Consider the following 19,475-nt stretch of genomic DNA (forward strand, 5'->3'; position numbering starts at 1 on the left):
GCAAAGATAAAAGATATTATTGAGAAATTTGCCTTTTAAAAAAGATATACTTTAAATAAAGAAAAATAAATAGTGCTGGTACTAAGACTAATTTTGGAAAGCTTCAGGTTTGCCTGGAATGCCTTAAAAATGAACCTGTTAAGGACAATTCTTTCGTTACTTGGAGTAACAATTGGCATTTTTGCTATTATTTCGGTATTCACCCTGGTGGATTCGCTGGAGAAGAATATCCGGGAGAGCTTTGCCTTTCTTGGAGCTGGAGTAATATATGTTGGAAAGTGGCCTTATACACCTGATGCCAGTGGTGTGTACCGTTGGTGGGACTTCTGGAGAAGGCCAAATACCAGCTATAATGAATTCAAATTCTTACAGGAGAACCTGTCATCTCAAAGTGGTATTTCTATTTACGCAAGAAGAGGTGGTGTAACTCTGAAAAGAGGAAGCAATAGCCTTGGAGATATTACACTTATCGGTGCAAGCACAGGCTATACCGACATTTTTGAAACTGATATTGAAATGGGTAGGTATTTTACAGTTACCGAAATAGAATCAGGAAGAAATGTGGCTATAATTGGTAGCAATCTGGCCAGCGCACTCTTTCCTCGCGGAGAAAGCCCTGTTGGAAAGGAGGTTAAGCTGAGCAGTCTGAAGTTTACCGTAGTTGGTGTTATTAAAAAGGAGGGAGAGAGCTTCTTAGGTACGCCCAGTAATGACGATAACTGTATTATCCCCTATAATTCGTTTCGTAAAATTTATCAGACTGGCACAGGCGCCTGGGATGAAATTGAATCGAATATCGGAGTGAAGGGTATGGAAAATGATGTAGGGCTCGTAGAATTGGAATATGAGATCACGGGTCTACTAAGAAGTAAGAGGGGACTTAAGCCTAAAGAAAAAGACAATTTTGCATTAAACAGACCGGAAGCCATTGCCAATGCAATTGGAAGTGTATTTGATGTTTTTGGTATAGCAGGGTGGATTATTGGAGGGTTTTCAATACTCGTGGGAGGTTTCGGGATCGCCAATATCATGTTCGTTTCGGTAAAGGAAAGGACCAATATCATTGGAATTCAAAAATCGCTGGGCGCTAAAAATTATTTTATCTTATTTCAGTTTCTGTTTGAATCTATTTTTCTAAGCGTGATCGGGGGAGCTGCAGGCTTGGTGTTGGTAGTATTTATTACGTTCATACCTATGGGTAGTATGGAAGTAACGCTTACCTTGAAGAACATTGTTTTGGGATTGGGCGTTTCTGCAGCGATAGGCACTGTTTCGGGAATTATACCCGCGGCATTGGCAGCACGACTGGACCCGGTGATCGCTATCAGGTCGAATTAAATGAGTTTACAGTTCTCAGTTCACAGTATGATCTGACCAGTGACCAGTATAGCCTGTATTTTTCTAAAGTTTGGCATAGAGGGCTCAGAAATGAAACGATATTCAACCTGGTTTCCTTACCCCCCTCTTTTTCGGTAATTTGAAATTTTACGCTGATTTGATGCGATCAGCAAGTATAATGCTTGCAACACCTTACCCACCAAAATCCTGCAAGTTCTACTACTCTCTGTAAATCCCTCTCCTTTCTCGCTTCGCGAAGCTTTCTGCGGATCAAGGGAGGAGAGGGTGATACTGCTGAGCAAATATTTCAGCCCGTTATGGATGGGTGTAAGCAGGCCAAACTTTTAACTTCTCAGGTCCGCAACTTCACCTGACCCGAACCGATAGACATGAAAAAACTCAGAACTGAGAACTGTAAACTGAGAAACGAGAACTGAGAACTCAGAACTGAGAACTGAGAACTGAGAACTCAGAACTGAGAACTATAAACCCCTACTCCTGTGCCGGAATAGGTTTTTCCAGATCCTCACCTTTGATCTGGGCTTTAATCTTTCCTTCCAACTCCTCCATAAGTTCAGGATTATCTTCAAGCAACGCTTTTACTGCGTCTCTACCCTGCCCTAATTTATTGCCATCGTAGGAAAACCATGAGCCTGCCTTTTTAATAATATCAAGTTCAACCCCCAGGTCAATTACTTCTCCGACCTTAGAGATGCCCTTTCCATACATGATGTCGAACTCTACAACTTTAAACGGAGGAGCTACCTTATTTTTTACCACCTTAACACGCGTACGGTTTCCGGTGATATCGTTAGCTCCTTCTTTGATCTGCCCGATCCTTCTGATATCCAGCCTTACAGAGGCGTAGAATTTCAAAGCGTTACCTCCTGTGGTTGTTTCAGGGTTGCCAAACATCACTCCGATCTTTTCCCTCAACTGGTTGATGAAAATACATGAGCAGCCGGTTTTATTAATAGTACCTGTTAATTTTCTCAATGCTTGCGACATAAGCCTGGCCTGCAATCCCATTTTGCTATCACCCATTTCACCTTCCAGCTCACCTTTTGGAACAAGAGCAGCTACCGAGTCGATTACAATAATATCGATTGCTCCGGAGCGGATCAGGTGCTCGGCAATTTCAAGCGCCTGTTCACCACTATCAGGTTGTGATATTAAAAGGTTTTCAGTGTCAATACCGAGTTTTTCGGCATACACTCTGTCAAAAGCATGTTCGGCATCTATGAATGCCGCCAAACCACCATTTTTTTGCGCTTCTGCAATGCAGTGCATTGAAAGCGTAGTTTTACCTGACGATTCAGGTCCATATATTTCAATTATCCTTCCACGCGGAATACCACCGACACCCAAGGCGATATCAAGGCTCAAAGAACCGGTAGAAATGGCCGGAACATCTACTACCCTCTCATCGCTAAGTTTCATTACTGCACCTTTGCCGTAAGTCTTTTCCAGTTTGTCAATTGTTAATTGAAGCGCTTTTAATTTTTCGTCCTTTTCAGCCATTACTATTGTAGTTGTTTTGTCGTCAAAGTGGTGAAGTTAATAAGTTCTGGGCATAAATATGGAATGGTAGCTTAAAATTGTTTCGGCATCCGCCTGCTTTTTAAGGGCTCTTTTTTATATTGCGGCAAAACCCCTGGTATGAAAGTCATTCTGAGCCTGTTACTACTTTTAGCAGCATCTCTACACGTTAGTGCACAATTAAACAATCAAATATTCGAGCAGCGATTAAGAATGGACCCGGCGGACTCCAATGCCCTCTTTTTTGGTTTAAATACATTGGGCTTCACAAAGAATAATGAATACTTTAATAATATAGCCGATGGCTATACCTTATTCGGTTATCAGCTTAATCCATATCTTACTTACTATGTCACTCCGCATTTCAGAGTTGACGCAGGGATATATTTACAAAAGGATTTTGGAGCTAACGGATATCAGGAAATTGTACCTACTTTTTCTTTTAAGTACCTACACAATGGTATTGCCATAATATTCGGAAACCTGGAAGGAAGTATCTCACATAGACTTATAGAGCCGTTATATGATTTTGAAAAGGTGCTGGTAGACCGCCAGGAAACAGGGATACAACTATTGGTTGAAAATGAAAGACTGTTTCTCGATGGGTGGATAGATTGGCAAAATATGATCTACAAAGGTGATAATGACCAGGAGAGGGTGACGGGTGGTTTATCGCTGAATTATAAGGTTAAACAATTGCCCCGTTGGAATATAGAGCTTCCCGTCCAATTTTTGGTGACACACGTAGGAGGACAGATTGATAGCAGCCCTGCGCCCCTACAGACCTATATTAATACGGCTACAGGTGTTGGCCTTCAACATACATTTGGAGAGAAAAATTTTGTTCAAGGGATCAGAATGGACAATTATTACGTTTACTATAAAGATTTTTCAACGGAGATAGAGAGGGCATTTGAAGATGGAAGTGGATTGTATGCTAATCTTAGTGTTAAAATGAGGCCAAACCTGGAAGTGATGACGAGCTATTGGCGTGGACATGAATTTATTTCGATAATGGGGGGACAGTTATATCCTTCTGTTTCAAGTACTTTTAAAAATTCCACAGCGCTAGAAGAGGTGCGTGAGCTTTTAATTTTAAGATTAATGCATAATATAAAAGTTGCAGACAGACTTTATATCACCACCCGGGTGGAACCTTTGTATGACCTGGCAAATTCGAAATTTGAATTTTCGCACGGATTCTATATTAACTATTCCGCTGATTTTTTGCTGACAAAAAAGGAGAGTCATAAATGATTAAAAAAATTTCACTGGGGATCATTGGTATATTATTGCTGTTGATTGTTTGGAATTTTGAACTGGTGGTTTACGGTATCAAGCAGGCTCGGGGACAGTTGAATATCGTTTGGAATGCCCGGCCGGTCAGTGCATATCTATCCGATCCGGCTGTAGCTGATTCGGTGAAAATCAAGCTTCAGTATATTCAAAAGGTACGAGAATATGCTATAAAAGAACTGGGGTTAAATGACACGGATAACTACACTTCTATGTACGATCAGGGAGGGAAACCCGTGTTGTGGGTTGTGACAGGATGCAAGCCCTATAAGTTTGAACCCCGGGAATGGAACTTCCCCGTGGTTGGAAAAGTACCTTATAAGGGCTTCTTTGTTGAGAAAGATGCTATGCAAGCGATGGAGAAGCTTAAAAAAGATGGATATGATGCGGGTGTTCGCACCGTAGGCGGGTGGTCTACTTTGGGTTGGTTTAATGATCCGATCCTGAGCAGTATGCTTAACAGGAGTATCGGTGATCTCGCTAACCTCATCATTCACGAGTTGGTGCATGCCACTATTTTTGTGAAAGATAGCGTGGAATTTAATGAAAATCTGGCTTCATTTATAGGGGATGAAGGAGCCAGGCAATTCTTACAGTATGAATATGGGGCTGATTCGGAAGAGTATCACAACTATTTAAAAGAGGTGGAGGACGAACGAAGTTATGTGGCACACATCCTGAGAGGAGCGGATAGTCTTGAAGTTTTATATGGATCGTTTGCTGAAGAGTTGAGTGATGAGGACAAAGAGATGAAAAAACAGCAGCTAATTGGTAAAATTATGCAGGAACTGGATACAGTGTCGTTAAACAATCGTAATTTTTTTAGAAATGTAAAAGGATACCAGCCTAACAATACATTTTTTATGTCTTTTATGCGTTACAGATCTAAACAAAATAATCTCGATGACATTTATACCAATAAGTTTGATCAGGATATAAGAGCATTTATCACATTTTTGAAAAAAGAACACCCATTTCTTTAGGAAGAAACTTCAGGTTAAATTTGCCTTAATGTCAAAATCGCTTACACTAACTTTTTTCATTTTTTGTTTTTCATTCATTTCAGGTGATGGACCCAAGTACCGCACGATAAAAAATACAAGTTTTGTGCAAGGGGAGGTTATTGAATACAAAGCACATTATGGCTTCATAAATGCCGCTGAAGGGCGGATGATCATCAGTGATGAGCTATATAATATCAATGGGCGGCCCTGCTATAAGATCGATGTTTTTGGACGATCTGTGGGCATGTTCGATCTGTTTCTGAGGATAAGGGATAACTGGGGTACATACCTGGATACGGCATCGATCATAACCCATAAATTTTACAGGGTGATTGAAGAGGGGAAGTACAGGAAAAATGAAATCGTTGATTTTGATCCCGAAAAAAATGTGGCGAAAGTCCGGTCATTTGACAAAAAGAAGCAAGAGTGGCGTGTTCCGGAAGCTTTCGAGGTGCCTGACAACGTACAGGATCTGGTGAGTGGCTACTACTATATTCGTACCATAGATTTCGATAGCCTTGATAATGGAGATATTATAAAAATTGATGCTTTCTTTGACAAAGAGCTGTATGATTTCAAAGTAAGATTTATTGGGCGGGAGACGATCAAAACCAAGCTCGGGCATATCAGATCAGTAGTATTGTCGCCTATTATGCCTGAAAACAGTCTCTTTAACGGGGAGAACTCTGTTAAGGTCTGGATTTCTGATGACAGGAATAAAGTGCCGCTAAAGATCAAGGCTGAGATGTTTGTAGGTGCGGTGGAAATTGACATTACCAGCTATCATAAAGGTCAAAATTAAGTTATTGTTAAGTTATTGCTGCGTGTTTTTTATTAACACATTTTCTATATACTTTTATTTTTGATTAAATTAATGCTGTAGCACGTTTCAATCAAATCAGAAAAATTATGGGAAACAAGCAGGAACACAGGGTGCTTGTTGTAGACGATGAAGAGGCAATATTGGAATTGCTGAAATACAATCTTGAGAAGCAGGGCTATGAAGTGAAAACGGCTCTGGACGGTGTTAGAGCGGTTGACATAGCGAAGAAATTCAAACCGGATCTTATCCTGCTGGATATCATGATGCCCCGGCAGGATGGAGTTGAGACCTGCCGGCAGCTACGGGAAATACCCGAATTGGCCGGTACATTCATTATATTTTTGACTGCACGTGCAGAGGAGTATTCCGAAATAGCTGCCTTCGATGTAGGGGCGGATGACTATATTACTAAGCCGATAAAGCCCAGAGCTTTAATGAGCAGGCTAAGCGCTCTGTTCCGAAGGGATTCCAAGAAAAAGGCTGTCACTAATAAAATATCTATTGGTGACCTGGTGATCGACAGGACAAGCTACATTGTAATGGCCAATGGCAGGGAAGTATCGCTACCCAAGAAGGAGTTTGAATTGCTTTATTTTTTGGCACAGAATCCTAATAAAGTCTTTGGGCGTGACGAGTTGCTGCACAATATATGGGGTTCCGATGTATATGTGCTGGCACGTACTGTAGATGTTCACATCAGGAAAGTACGTGAGAAGATCGGAGAGGAGTATATAAAAACAGTGAAAGGAGTTGGCTATAAGTTTAGCCTGAATTAATAGATGGCGTTCAATTCCAGGGTAATAGCAGCGCTGCTGGCTTTCTGCATAGCAGCGGTAACTACTGCCTTTCTTTCATTATTTAAGGAGGTAACACAAAATGCTTTGGTCGTCACCTTCCTCATCAGTTTTTCATCTACCTATCTGCTGGGCTTTATTGTACTTGAATTTTTGATATTCAGGGAGATCAATAAGGTGTATGGCTTATTTGAAAAACTACGGAAGCGGGAGCTTTCTACCATAAATCAAAATAAATCAAATCCGCTAAGCCCTCTGAAGAAGATCAATGAAGAGATCTTTTCTTACGCAGCCCTTAAACAAAAAGAGATCGATGAACTGAAAAAGCTGGAAGCTTTCAGGAGGGAGTTTATCGCTGACGTGAGCCATGAGCTAAAAACACCGATTTTTGCAGCGCAAGGTTTCGTTCATACCCTGCTTGATGGTGCTGTTAAAGATAAAAGTGTAAGGAATAAATTCCTGAAAAAGGCTGCCAAAAGCCTTGACGGGTTGGATATGCTTGTTCAGGATCTTCTCACCCTTTCGCAGATCGAAACAGGAGATATCAAAATGCATTTTGAGAATTTTGATATAAAAATGTTGGTGGAAGAGGTGTTTGACCAGTTTGAAAGCAAAGCAGAGAAAAAGGACATAACACTGGAGTTTGGCAGAAATGTACCGGACGAAGTATTTGTCTATGGCGATTGGCAGCGCATCAGTCAGGTAATTACTAACCTGATAAGCAACAGTGTAAAATATACCAACGAAGGAGGTAAGGTGGTTGTAGATTTCCTGTTAAGCAAAAATCAGGTTACTACCACAGTTAAAGATAATGGAGATGGGATACCCCCGGAAGATGTGAATAGAATATTCCAACGGTTCTACCGTGTGGACAAGAGCCGGTCGCGGGAAAGGGGTGGAACGGGTCTTGGATTAGCCATTGTAAAGCACATCATGGAAGGGCATAACTCTAAAGTGGAGGTTAAGAGCACCGTTGGTAAAGGGTCGGAATTTAGCTTTAAGCTTCCCAGGGGAAAAAAAACTGTTATTTCGGAGGAATGAGAGGGCATGGAACCGGCCCACACTTTTCGAAGTCATTCCCTACGCACTTTGAGATGCGGTTCTATCATCACACAATTTTTGTTTGACTGTAAATATTGATTTATATGAAAAATAAACCATCCCGGACCACTAAGGTGCAGTCCGGGATGGCTTCTTTTGTACCATAGATCAAAATCTTATTGATTACGGCTATAGAATTTTCGCTCATCAAATTCATCGCGCTCATAGAATTCACCTGGTACAGCGGTGCCGATCGGCCTGTCATTCTCTCCTGTTGCCTCTCTAGGGCTCGCTAAAGCCTCTGAAACGGCAAACTCATAATCCGCACTTATCGGGGTGCTGGTGTCATAACGCGGCACCCTCTGAAAAGTTTCTTTATGTACTTCATCCACAATTACACAATGGCTTTCATCGTCTATCCGTGCCAGTCCAATGGGTACTATCAGGTGTTTATCGCCCTTTCTGTTGGTGAATCCGTGAACACCTCTGATGTTGGTATTATCCTGAGGATCATAATCCTCACTTATCAGCCGGTCATCCAGGTCGACATCAAGATACCGTACCTTTTCAGCTTTAATATCAACAAGCAGGTTTTCTACCGTTCCAACTCTTTCACGATTGGCATCCACTAACTCCCAACCACGTACATCTGGCTGGCCACTGGCTACCTTAAAGTCATCAAGGTCATGTAAAAAGTGCAACCTCTTATCTTTTCTTTTTGCTGTATATTTTTCTGCTGTTCGTGCCATATGTTCATTGTGTTTTATATGTTAAACATTTTCCGTCATAGCCCTTAAAGCATCTGCCGATTCGGTAAAGAATTTATGGATCTTTTCATTTTGCTCCGTTGCCATAGCCCTGGGGTCCATAGCCTGAGCAGCTTGCTTCACCTCTTCGATCTCTTTTTCGAGCCCTGGATATTTCTTTTGTTGTATTTCCTTCATCACATCGGCAGCATTATTAAATGCACGAGCCATTATGTCTGCATGTTTGTCAGAGTCTCTGTTCTGAGTCAATTCATCAGCGCTCTTTTTTAGCTCTTCAATAATATTCTGAGCCTCTATATCATCATAGTTAGAGGCAACTGTTTCCAGTGCAGCGGCTAACCGTGTAAGGGCACTGCTTGAGTACTTATGCTTCAGCCCTACCTCCCTGCCATTTTTTTCTATATAGCTTACGTAAGCCTGCACTTCTCCATTTTGTCTGGCGAAGTTATTTTCCTCAGCAGTTTCTACCTCTTGCGTTTGCGTCACCACCTGATCTCTCTTTACATCATCATTGTCGTCTATTAATACTATCAACGCAGCAATGACCAATACTCCCAATAATAGCCATGGCCATATCGGGCTTTTCTTTTTTTCTATATCTATCTCAGCCATAACAATACTTTTAGTTAAAAATGTTGGTTCTCATTTCTATAAAGACATTCCTTGCCATTTATATACATCCAAAACATATGCCTTCGTTCAATGTTACTTGAGGAATATCTTATTGCTTTTAAATGCCTGTAAACCAGTAATTAAACTTTTTAAAAATGAGGTGCATTGAATTTGAATGGGTAATAAACCGGACATTTAGTGGAATATGACCCCCGAAGTTTGGTTCATGAAAACCAAAATGCGCCTTCCGTAAAAAAAGCGGGGAGTGTTTGGCTTGCGATAGTTATATTGCTAATGAAGCTTAACCAGGAGAGGAGATTGTCGCACTTCTTTACCAATGAGAGGTTTTTATGAGACGCTAACTAAACTCTAAGCGGCTTTAAGAAAACGTCATGGTCAAGGCTTGTGAAGTGCCAAAAAGCGGAGCGTACTGAGGTACGTGAGCATAATTAGGACAAGCATAACACAGACATTGACGTTTTCTTGCAGACACTAACTAAAACAGATTGAGACAAATGAAGACGTTTTCCATCATATTTATATTGTTTATTTCCTTTAATATCTCTGCACAGGTTGAAAAAGCTCCGGCACGTAGTGAAGGTCAGGGGCCATGGCCGCAACTGATAATAAGGGGAGTTACGCTCATCAACGGAAATGGGGCGCCACCTGTCGGACCCGTTGATATTGTGGTGGAGCGGAATCGTATTACAGAGGTTAAAGTAGTAGGTTATCCAGGTGTTGAGATTGATGAGCGTAAAAGGCCTAAACTTCGTAATGAAGGCTATGAGCTTAATGCAGATGGCATGTATCTTATGCCAGGTTTTATAGATATGCATGGTCATATTGGAGGAGAAGATCAGGGAGCTGGTGCCGAATATGTTTTTAAGCTGTGGATGGCACATGGGATCACTACAGTGCGAGACCCCTCAGCGGGAAACGGCCTGGATTGGGTGCTTGACCACAAGGAAAAAAGCGAAAGAAATGCTATTACAGCCCCGCGCATATTTGCGTATACAGCCTTTGGTATGGGCAGCAAGCAATCCATTAGTACACCAGCCATGGCTCGGGAGTGGGTTAGAAAAAATGCGGAACGTGGTGCTGATGGGATTAAATTTTTTGGAGCACCACCCGAGATCATGACTGCCGCACTTGATGAAAACAAAAGACTTGGACTGCGGGCGGCATGCCATCATGCGCAGATGGATGTGGCCAGATGGAATGTATTACATTCAGCCAGAGCCGGGTTAACCTCTATGGAGCATTGGTACGGGTTGCCAGAGGCCCTCTTCGAGGATCGTACGGTCCAGCACTACCCATTAGACTATAACTATGCCAATGAGCAGCATCGCTTTAAGGAAGCCGGCCGACTGTGGCAACAAGCGGCAGAGCCATATTCACCGAAATGGAATGAAGTAATGAATGAGTTGATAAAGTTGGATTTTACACTCGATCCAACCTTCAATATTTATGAGGCGAGTCGCGACCTGATGAGGGCCAGACGAGCCGAATGGCATGAGGAATATACTCTTCCTGGGCTATGGCAATTTTACCAGCCGAGTAAAATATCACACGGCTCATACTGGCACTACTGGGGCACCGAAGAGGAGGTAGATTGGAGAAAGAACTATCAGCTTTGGATGACTTTTGTTAATGAATATAAAAACAGAGGCGGAAGGGTGACGACCGGGTCAGATTCCGGGTTTATTTTTCAATTATATGGTTTTGCGTATGTTCGGGAGCTGGAACTGCTCAGGGAGGCGGGCTTTCATCCTTTGGAGGTGATCAGGGCCGCTACATTAAATGGTGCGGAAGCTTTAGGTGTTGCACGCGACCTGGGGACAGTTGAGGTAGGTAAACTCGCTGATTTTGTTATAGTGGAAGAAAATCCCCTTCAAAACCTGAAGGTGCTATACGGAACCGGGGCCATTAAGCTTACGGAAGATAATAAAGTGGTGCGAGTTGGGGGAGTGAAATATACAGTGAAGGATGGTATTATTTATGATGCGAAAAAATTATTGGCAGATGTAAAGCAAATGGTACAGATGGAAAAGGAAAAAACAGGTTTTAAAATTACTCAGCCTGGTATGCAGCGATGAAAGAATTTGATTCGCTCATGCACAATGTCTTTTCCACCACCATTGAAATACAAGCAGGCCCCAAATTCTGGCATGTACGTCACCGGGGTTGGCAGAGAAGAGTTTTCTTTTTAGTTTTTGGACTGTCTTTACATCAAATATTCCCTGCTGCTGGATGAAGTGGTCTGCTAATAGGTCGTCTTTAATCGTAGACTTCATTTCTTGTCGAAGCCATTTTAGCAGGGGCACTTCAAAGCCTTTTTTCGGACGGTTGTATAGTTCTGTTGGAAGCAGGTCTCTGAAAGTGTCCTGAACAATTCTCTTTCTCAATTGAGAGTTGATCTTTGAATCAGCAGGTAATGAAAAGGCAAATTCTACTATTTCATGATCTAAAAACGGTACCCGAATTTCAAGGCTGTTAGCCATCGACATACGATCCACTTTTGTAAGCATGTCATCAGGGAGAACTAATCTGACATCAGTATAAAGTATGTCATTGATATCTCCACCTTCAGGAATATACTGTAGTAGTTGATCCTTAAACGACTGATACTTTTGTCTGTTTAAAGCCGATAGCGCATCGTTGGTGAATAGTTTAATGGCTTCATTTTCTGCGGCATATCCGGCCCATTGCCAGTAGCGCTCTTTGGCTGATAGCTTCATTCCCTTTCCAAACCTATGCAGTTGCCTGAATTTGTTGGTCAGGGCATTACCTCTTGATTTTGGCAGAATACTCCAAAGAGGTGTCAGCGCACCTACTGTTGTTGCCGCACTTCCGGCATTTATCATTTTTAGAAAAGCCGCATGTTTATTATACCCTGAAAATACCTCATCGGCCCCATCTCCGGAGAGCGCTACTGTGGCATGCTTTCGGGTTTCTTTTGATAAGATATAAACCGCTATGGCGGATGAATCGGCAAAGGGTTCGTCAATATAATTGAGTATATCGTGAACATGCCGGTATAAATCGTAATTCGTTAAAGAAAATACTGTGTGTTCAGTGCCGATTTTTTTAGCTACCAGTCTGGCATAATGGGTTTCATCAAAAAACTTTTCATCACTGTATCCAATAGAGAAAGTATGCAGATCCGGCTTGTGCCTGCTCGCTAATGTAGCTATTACCGAGGAATCTATCCCTCCGCTTAGAAACGAACCCAGTGGAACATCAGCTACCAGTCTTTTTTGCACTGAACCCTCCAGCAATTGAGCCAGCTTTTTCTTTTGGTCATCATAGCTTAAGCTGGTATGGCTGTTTTTTTTGTAAGGTATCTGGTAGTAACATTCGGTTGTTACTTTTCCATTCCTGATGTACAAGCTATGACCAGGCAGGAGCTTCTTGACGTCACGAAATATTGTTTTAGGAGCAGGAATGTAATTAAGCTGAAGGTAGGTGTAGAGCGCTTCATAATCCAGTGTTTTATCAATGCCATATGCCAAAATTGCCTTCATTTCGGAAGCAAAAAGTACCCTGTTCTCATCTTCAAGGTAATAAAGTGGTTTGATCCCCATTCTGTCACGGGCAAGAAACAGCGACTGTTCTTCCTTATCATATATCGCAAAAGCAAAGAAACCATTCAGCTTTTCCAGGCATGATTTCCCTTCGGTGATATAAAGTTGTAAAAGGACTTCCGTATCGGTTTCCGAATTGAACGTTACTCCCTTAGATACAAGCTGCTCCCTTAATTCCTTATAGTTGAATATTTCACCATTAAAAATGATCATGTAGCGCTCCGAATGATCAGACATTGGCTGGTGTCCGCAAGCGGAGGTGTCTATGATAGAAAGCCTTCTATGGCCCAGGGCTACAATATTGTCATGATAGCTTCCCTGAAAATCAGGGCCTCGTTGAGCCAATGTCATTGTAGAATTACTGACATTGATCATACTTACCCTGCCCACCATATTAAAGGCGTATACTCCTGTTATTCCACACATTATTTTACAAAAGTAGTTTTAAATTGGAATGTGCAAAACAAACTGGCTCCCTTTAGCAGGCTCAGAATGCACTTCAATTTTGGTTTCCAGTATATTGGCAGCCTTTAAGGCAAGGTAAAGCCCCAGGCCATTACCTTTTGATTTAATGTTACTTTTGAAAAAGGCGTTAAAAATACTGGGAATATATTCTTTTGGGATGCCATCTCCATTGTCAGTAATTTTAATAATGTACTCATCACTTGCTGGTGCGCCGGTAATATGGATCTCAGGCGTTGCTTCGTTAGAGTACAGAATGGCGTTTTCCAGTATATTTTGAACAATGATTTTCAGTAGCTCCCTGTTACTGTTGATGTATTGTGCTTTCACATCAAATTGTAAGTTGATTTTTCGCAAGTTAATTTCCCCCTGATTCGCTGCTACTACCTGAAAGATGAGGTCTCTGACTTCTAAGCTGATCAGTTTTTCCGGTTGACGGTTGACCTCGTAGCTCATCTGCAGCTTACGCAGCATATTGTCCATACTCATGGCGGTACTGTTTACGCGCAGGAGTATCTCTGATAGATGATTGTCCTTAGCATACCATCTTGCAAGGTTTTCCAGGCCGAGTATTGTAGCGATGGGTTGGCGAATATCGTGAGATGCCCGGTATAGAAATGTGTCCAGTTCCCGGTTAAGCTGTTCCATTTTCCTTGTGCGTTTGCTTACCTCTATTTCAAGGTTGTCATTGTTGGCCTGAATGATCCTGTTTTGGTCCGCGAGCTGTTTACTTTGAGATTCAATCCTTGCTTTTTGAGCGCTTAGAAGTTCATTGTCTTTTTTACGTGCATTGAGGTTTTTGTACAATAATAATGCTATGATAAAGATAACTAATGATGAAGAAATTGAAGCTGTAATGATGATATTGCGATATTCGATCTTTTGTCGTTGTAATTCATTATTTCTGGTCAGCAGATCAATTTGGCTTAGTTTGCTATCAAAGTCATAGGTAGCCTTGATGCGTGAAAGCTCAACTTGTTGATTTTTGTTTTGAGCAGAGTCTTTTAAATATGTATACTTTTCCTGGTGATAAAAAGCATGCTGAAAATCGTTTTTAAGTGCATACCATTTTGCAAGATTGTTATGATATATTGGTGCTATTCGCGGTACGAGGTTATTTGCTTTGGCTATTATCATAGCGCTGTCGTAGTAAATTTTGGCTGCATCCAAACTTCCCATTTCCCGGTGTATATTTCCTATTACAACGGCAGCGGAACTTGCACTTAGCCATTCATTAAATTTCTTACTTATAACCATGTCCTGCTCCATTAATGGTAAGGCTTTGGCATAGTCTCCCGTTCTTGTATATATAATCCCCATATTGCCTAGGGTGAGGGTTTTCCAAAATTCATCGTCTATGGCTGACGCCAGGTCTTTAGAGGCATTGAGATAGTGAATGGCACTGTCGTAATTGTTTGTTTCACGATATGCAATGCCGAGGGTATTAAGCAATTGCATATATACTTTCTGATCCACTTTATTTAATGCATCAATAGGCTGTGATTCGAACAATGTCATTCCAGCCTGGCAATATTTGATGCAGGCCTTGATATTTCCTACACCATAGCTGAGGGTGGCCATGGCATTTTGAGCCCTGGCAGCTCGCATTTTGTCGGTTTGCAGTAATAAGGGATAAGCCTTTAAATAATACTCCATTGCTTTTTCCTCCCCGCCATGCACATTGAAAATCTCGGCTAGATCCATCAGTATTTCACTCTCCAGTTCTATGTCTTTTAAATCATTGGCTATTTCTGAAGCCTGCCTGAGATTTGTGACCGATCTGACAGGTTCGTTCTTCTCCCAGTAAATATGACCGAGGTTTCGCAGAGCCAAAGCTTCTATGAAGGGGCGGTCATGGGTATGACCATAACTTAATAATGAAAGGTGAATACTCTCTTTGTCGTTTGAGCTTATATTTCGCAGCGAGTCAAAATATGCCCTGATGTTTTTTTGAGATCCATGCTTAAGCTCTTCAAATGCAGCAGGAAATGAGTCGGATTGTGCCTGAACAAATTCCGACAAAAGGATAAAAAACAGAGCCAGCCGTATGACCTTATAGGCGTTCATAATGCACTTTGTCTAATTTGATGAAATTTAACTTATGATCAAAATGATAAAGTGCTACCGCAGAGCATCATAAAGTATCTCAACCGGATGACTTGCGGTTCTGTTTGTGCCATCTTTGATCTGATGCCTACAGCTCGTGCCAGGTGCAGCTATTATTACTTCTTCACCTTGTTGCCTTACCACCGGAAACAATACCAGCTCACCAATTTTCATTGATACTTCAAAATGTTCCTTTTCATATCCGAAGGAGCCAGCCATACCGCAGCATCCGGATGGAATAAGCTGCACTTCGTAATTTTCAGGAAGTGATAGTATTCTTTTGGTGGGTACCAGCGAAGAAAGTGCCTTTTGATGACAATGGCCGTGCAGCTTGATTAGCCTCTTTTCTTGCGTGAACTGAGAATTTTTGATCGCTTCTCGCTTAACCTCCTTATCTAAAAATTCATCGATCAGAAAAACACTGCCAGCAAGTTTTCTTGCATTATCCTGGTCATTTCCTTCACAAAGGTCAATATACTCATCTCTGAAGGTGAGTATGGCTGATGGTTCAATCCCTATCAGTGGAGTATCGGGTGTAATCAGATCCTTAAATATTTTGATGTTCTTTAAAGCCAGTCTTTTGGCCTGCGGTAACAGCCCCTTTGATAAGAAAGTACGTCCGCTCTCTTCATGATCAACAATTTTCACTTCATAGCCAAGGCGACTAAGCAGCTCAACGGCTTTTATTCCAAGGTCTACATCATTAAAATTTGTGAATTCATCACAAAACAAGTACACCACTCCATTTTTGGCCTCTTTAGCCTGTTTGTAGTATTTCTTATACCAGGATCTAAGTGTGTTTTTATGGAGTAATGGCATAGAGCGACCGGGAGCAAATCCTGTTATTGATTTGACCAGACCGCCTGTCAGCTTATTTGAAAAGAGGAAATTATAGAGCCCCGGGACAATGGAAGCCAGTTTGTTTAATTTAGTAAAATTGGCAATCATCCAGGTCCTGAATGGCACACCGTTGCTTTTATAATATTGGTGCTGAAATTCAGCCTTTAGCTTTCCTACATCCACGTTAGACGGGCATTCTGACTTACACCCTTTGCAGGAAAGACAAAGGTCCATCACATCTTTAATTTCTACACTGTCGAAAGGATTCTTCTTCTGAGAGTTAGTCAGCACCTCTCTTAGAATATTAGCGCGTGCTCTTGTGGTGTCCTTTTCATTTTTTGTTGCCATATAGCTTGGACACATCGTGCCACCGCTGAGGTGTGTTTTTCTGCAATCCCCGGAGCCATTGCATTGTTCCGCAGCTCTTAAAATACCCTTGTACTGGCTAAAGCTAAGTACTGTATCAAATTGCCTTGTTTGCTGACCTGCCTCATAGCGCAGACTTGTATTCATAGGGGGCGTATCCACAATCTTCCCGGGGTTGAATATATAATCAGGATCCCAGGTGGTTTTTATTTCCTTCAGCAGCTTGTAATTTGCTTCACCAACCATGAAAGGAATGAATTCACCACGCAAACGGCCGTCCCCATGTTCCCCGCTAAGCGACCCTCTGTATTTTTTAACTAAATGTGCTATTTCATCCAGTATGCTTCTGAAGAGTTCGTGTCCTTCCTTGGTTTTAAGGTCAATGATAGGCCTGAGGTGTAGCTCGCCCGAACCGGCATGTGCATAATGAACACAAAACAGATTGCGTTTCGTCAGGATCTCATTAAATTCTTTGATATACTCAGGAAGATCCTGTACATCCACCGCAGTATCTTCGATTACCGGCACAGGCTTGGCATCTCCGGGAATATTACTCAGTAAGCCTAGCCCTGCTTTTCTCAACTCCCACACCTTTTTGGTGTCAGGGCCGGTAATTAAAGGATAGTGATAGCCTAGTTCCTTAGTGCTAAGCTCATCGATCAATGCGGCTGCTTTTCGCTGAAGCTCTTCCCCAGAATCCTCTCTTAGCTCAATAACTAAAATGGCCTTAGGGTCATCCTTAATAAAAAACCTGTTTTGTCGTTGCTGGATATTCTCTTTTGTACAATCCAGAATATAATGATCCATCAATTCACAAGCCGTGGGGCCATACTGCAATGCTACCAGATTTCCGAGTAACGATTCATAAACAGTTGAGAAGTGGCCACATATAAGGCCCTGATGCGCTTTGGGTAGTGGGTTTAATGATAGTTTGGCTTCTGTGATGAAAGCCAGTGTTCCTTCCGATCCGGCAATGAGCTTGCAAAAATTAAAAGATTCTCCGGTAGGGTTAAAAGGTTTACAATCTTTTAAAAGATCAATGGCATAGCCTGTATTTCTTCTGTGAATGGTTTTCTTAGGGAAATGCTCATCGATCTGCAACTTGTTTTCCTCACTGGACAGCATTGTGTCAATGTTTCTGTACAATTGCCCCTCCAGGTTGTTCAGTTGTAACTTCAGGTCGTACTCCTGATCTTCCAATGCTTTGAATTCCACGTCAGAACCATCACTGAGGAAAGCTTTGGCCGATAGCAGGTGTTCTCTGGCACTACCGTATACCACTGAGTTTGAACCACATGAATTATTTCCGATCATACCGCCAATCATTGCCCTATTTGCTGTGGAAGTTTCAGGGCCATAGTAGAGGCCATATGGCTTCAGGTACATATTCAATTCATCCCGGATAACCCCTGGCTGTACTCTGACCCATTTTTCCTTCTCATTCACTTCGAGAATATTGGTAAAATACCTCGACACATCCACCACAATGCCCGCACCAACCACCTGGCCGGCCAATGAAGTGCCTGCTGTGCGAGGTATTAGTGAGGTTTTATTTTTACGCGAAAAACTGATTAGTTCTTTAATATCCTCCTTAGACTTAGGGTAGGCCACTGCCAATGGTAGTTCGCGATATGCTGATGCATCGGTGGCATATATGGATCTATAGGTGTGGTCAAAATGTAACTCCCCCTCGAGTGCTTCTTTTAGCCCTGTTAGCTGCTTTTCGGTTATCAAAATTCACGGCATTTAAATTCGGTCGAAAATTAATCTCTTTTTATTTTTGTAAAAAGGCCTTTTGCAATTAAGTTAATGCTGCCAATTATTTTTTTAACTTTTGTTTGATTTTATTCATGCGCCAGATTTTAATTTTTTTAGTTTTAGCTTGCCTGATTATTTCTTGCGGTTCAGCCAAAAAGGCAAAAATAAGAGAGGAAAAGGTTCAGGTGGTAGTTAATACAGCCCGAAGTTATATTGGTACTCCGTACAAATGGGGAGGCACAACCAGGGCAGGTATGGATTGCTCAGGTTTGTTGTTAAATTCCTATTCTGCTGTAAATTTCTCTATTCCCAGAACATCGGATCAGCAGAGTAAGATAGGGCAAAAGGTAAAGCAAAAAGATCTAGAACCCGGAGATCTGGTTTTTTTTGCAACAGGTAAGCGCAAAAGGAAAATAACGCACGTGGGTTTGGTGACATCCACATACAAGGGGAAAGTGAAATTTATTCACAGCTCATCATCCCTTGGCGTAGTAGAGAGTCTACTGGATTCAGAATATTACAGAAAAAGATTTATAACAGCCAGAAGGCCTTTTTAGTAAATATATTTTTAATATATTTGCAATCCCTTAGAAGAAGGAGGTCCCTGGAATTAGCTCAGTTGGCTGGAGCGTCCCGAAGGCATTCGGGAAGGTCACCGGTTGAGTACTTTCAGAGGAAGCCTGGAAGAAGATTCTTAAAAATGATTAATAAAAGGGGAATTAGCTCAGTTGGCTAGAGCGCTACACTGGCAGTGTAGAGGTCACCGGTTCGAATCCGGTATTCTCCACAATCAAAGCACCGGTGCGGTGCTTTTCTTTTTTATGGAATATCATGTTTACATTATTTATAGCGTAACGAAGGACCGGTACTACATTGGGCAATGTGAGGATTTAGATAAGCGGATTTCGGACCATTGCAATAGTCGGTCAGGATATACCAAAGGTGTGAGTGACTGGGAATTAAAATGGAGCAATACTTTTGTGACTCGCTCTGAGGCATTACAGGCGGAGCGTTTTCTAAAGAAGAAGAAGAGCCGGAAATATCTGGAATATATAATTTCGGGAGGGGAGTTAGGCTAGAGCGTCCCGAAGGCCTTCGGGAAGGTCACCGGTTCGAATCCGGTATTCTCCACAATCAAAGCACCG

Annotated in this window: 15 protein-coding genes and 2 tRNA genes; 11 read left to right on the forward strand and 6 right to left on the reverse strand. The window is 41.8% G+C overall.

Annotated elements, in window-relative coordinates; all coding sequences use genetic code 11:
* Positions 1–72 precede the first annotated feature (72 nt).
* Complete coding sequence (locus C900_RS06150; RefSeq protein WP_009578812.1) at positions 73–1,338, forward strand: ABC transporter permease; 1,266 nt, start codon at positions 73–75, stop codon at positions 1,336–1,338.
* Between the two features lie 492 nt (positions 1,339–1,830).
* Here C900_RS06150 and recA read toward each other — a convergent pair whose 3' ends face one another.
* Positions 1,831–2,859 (reverse strand): recombinase RecA, encoded by a 1,029-nt coding sequence (gene recA / locus C900_RS06155; RefSeq protein ID WP_009578813.1) that lies wholly within the window; start codon positions 2,857–2,859, stop codon positions 1,831–1,833.
* A gap of 138 nt (positions 2,860–2,997) precedes the next feature.
* Here recA and C900_RS06160 point away from each other — a divergent pair, with 138 nt between their 5' ends.
* The 5 genes from C900_RS06160 to C900_RS06180 all read left to right on the forward strand — a co-directional run bounded on the left by C900_RS06160 (position 2,998) and on the right by C900_RS06180 (position 7,835).
* Positions 2,998–4,134 carry a hypothetical protein gene (locus tag C900_RS06160; protein WP_009578814.1) on the forward strand — a complete coding sequence of 379 codons (1,137 nt, stop codon included), beginning with the start codon at positions 2,998–3,000 and terminating at the stop codon, positions 4,132–4,134.
* Positions 4,131–5,156 (forward strand): aminopeptidase, encoded by a 1,026-nt coding sequence (locus C900_RS06165; protein WP_009578815.1) that lies wholly within the window; start codon positions 4,131–4,133, stop codon positions 5,154–5,156. The genes C900_RS06160 and C900_RS06165 overlap by 4 nt, the downstream gene beginning before the upstream one ends.
* Before the next feature lie 28 nt (positions 5,157–5,184).
* Positions 5,185–5,979, forward strand: a complete 795-nt coding sequence (locus tag C900_RS06170; RefSeq protein WP_009578816.1) for a DUF3108 domain-containing protein — start codon at positions 5,185–5,187, stop codon at positions 5,977–5,979.
* A gap of 107 nt (positions 5,980–6,086) precedes the next feature.
* Complete coding sequence (locus C900_RS06175) at positions 6,087–6,776, forward strand: response regulator (protein WP_009578817.1); 690 nt, start codon at positions 6,087–6,089, stop codon at positions 6,774–6,776.
* Between the two features lie 3 nt (positions 6,777–6,779).
* On the forward strand, positions 6,780–7,835 hold the full coding sequence (locus tag C900_RS06180; RefSeq protein WP_040495801.1) for a sensor histidine kinase: 1,056 nt from the start codon (positions 6,780–6,782) through the stop codon (positions 7,833–7,835).
* Positions 7,836–8,011: 176 nt separating this feature from the next.
* On the opposite strand, the gene C900_RS28150 is transcribed toward C900_RS06180, so the two are convergent.
* Positions 8,012–8,584 carry a PRC-barrel domain-containing protein gene (locus tag C900_RS28150; protein WP_009578819.1) on the reverse strand — a complete coding sequence of 191 codons (573 nt, stop codon included), beginning with the start codon at positions 8,582–8,584 and terminating at the stop codon, positions 8,012–8,014.
* Positions 8,585–8,605: 21 nt separating this feature from the next.
* Positions 8,606–9,214 (reverse strand): hypothetical protein, encoded by a 609-nt coding sequence (locus C900_RS06190; RefSeq protein ID WP_009578820.1) that lies wholly within the window; start codon positions 9,212–9,214, stop codon positions 8,606–8,608.
* 515 nt (positions 9,215–9,729) lie between these two features.
* Here C900_RS06190 and C900_RS06195 point away from each other — a divergent pair.
* Positions 9,730–11,310, forward strand: a complete 1,581-nt coding sequence (locus C900_RS06195; RefSeq protein WP_009578822.1) for an amidohydrolase family protein — start codon at positions 9,730–9,732, stop codon at positions 11,308–11,310.
* Between the two features lie 15 nt (positions 11,311–11,325).
* Here C900_RS06195 and asnB read toward each other — a convergent pair whose 3' ends face one another.
* Genes asnB through C900_RS06210 form a run of 3 tightly spaced genes read right to left on the reverse strand, consistent with a single transcriptional unit; the run spans position 11,326 to position 18,306 of the window.
* Complete coding sequence (gene asnB / locus C900_RS06200) at positions 11,326–13,224, reverse strand: asparagine synthase (glutamine-hydrolyzing) (protein ID WP_009578823.1); 1,899 nt, start codon at positions 13,222–13,224, stop codon at positions 11,326–11,328.
* 18 nt (positions 13,225–13,242) lie between these two features.
* Complete coding sequence (locus C900_RS06205; protein WP_009578824.1) at positions 13,243–15,327, reverse strand: tetratricopeptide repeat-containing sensor histidine kinase; 2,085 nt, start codon at positions 15,325–15,327, stop codon at positions 13,243–13,245.
* Between the two features lie 54 nt (positions 15,328–15,381).
* The gene (locus tag C900_RS06210) at positions 15,382–18,306 is read right to left on the reverse strand and encodes an FAD-binding and (Fe-S)-binding domain-containing protein (protein ID WP_009578825.1); all 2,925 of its coding nucleotides are present in this window, start codon (positions 18,304–18,306) and stop codon (positions 15,382–15,384) included.
* 116 nt (positions 18,307–18,422) lie between these two features.
* Between C900_RS06210 and C900_RS06215 the strand changes: the two genes are divergently transcribed.
* The 4 genes from C900_RS06215 to C900_RS29745 all read left to right on the forward strand — a co-directional run bounded on the left by C900_RS06215 (position 18,423) and on the right by C900_RS29745 (position 19,461).
* Positions 18,423–18,887: a C40 family peptidase gene (locus C900_RS06215; RefSeq protein WP_040495803.1), complete on the forward strand. Its 465-nt coding sequence runs from the start codon at positions 18,423–18,425 to the stop codon at positions 18,885–18,887.
* Between the two features lie 156 nt (positions 18,888–19,043).
* Positions 19,044–19,117: transfer RNA gene (locus tag C900_RS06220), tRNA-Ala, on the forward strand.
* Positions 19,118–19,151: 34 nt separating this feature from the next.
* A complete protein-coding gene (locus C900_RS06225) occupies positions 19,152–19,409 on the forward strand; it encodes a GIY-YIG nuclease family protein (protein ID WP_040495805.1) in 258 nt (85 codons plus the stop codon).
* Positions 19,395–19,461: transfer RNA gene (locus C900_RS29745), tRNA-OTHER, on the forward strand. Before C900_RS06225 ends, C900_RS29745 begins: the two co-directional genes overlap by 15 nt.
* Positions 19,462–19,475 lie beyond the last annotated feature (14 nt).

This window comes from Fulvivirga imtechensis AK7, from assembly GCF_000331535.1.
Taxonomy (GTDB): Bacteria; Bacteroidota; Bacteroidia; order Cytophagales; family Cyclobacteriaceae; genus Fulvivirga; species Fulvivirga imtechensis.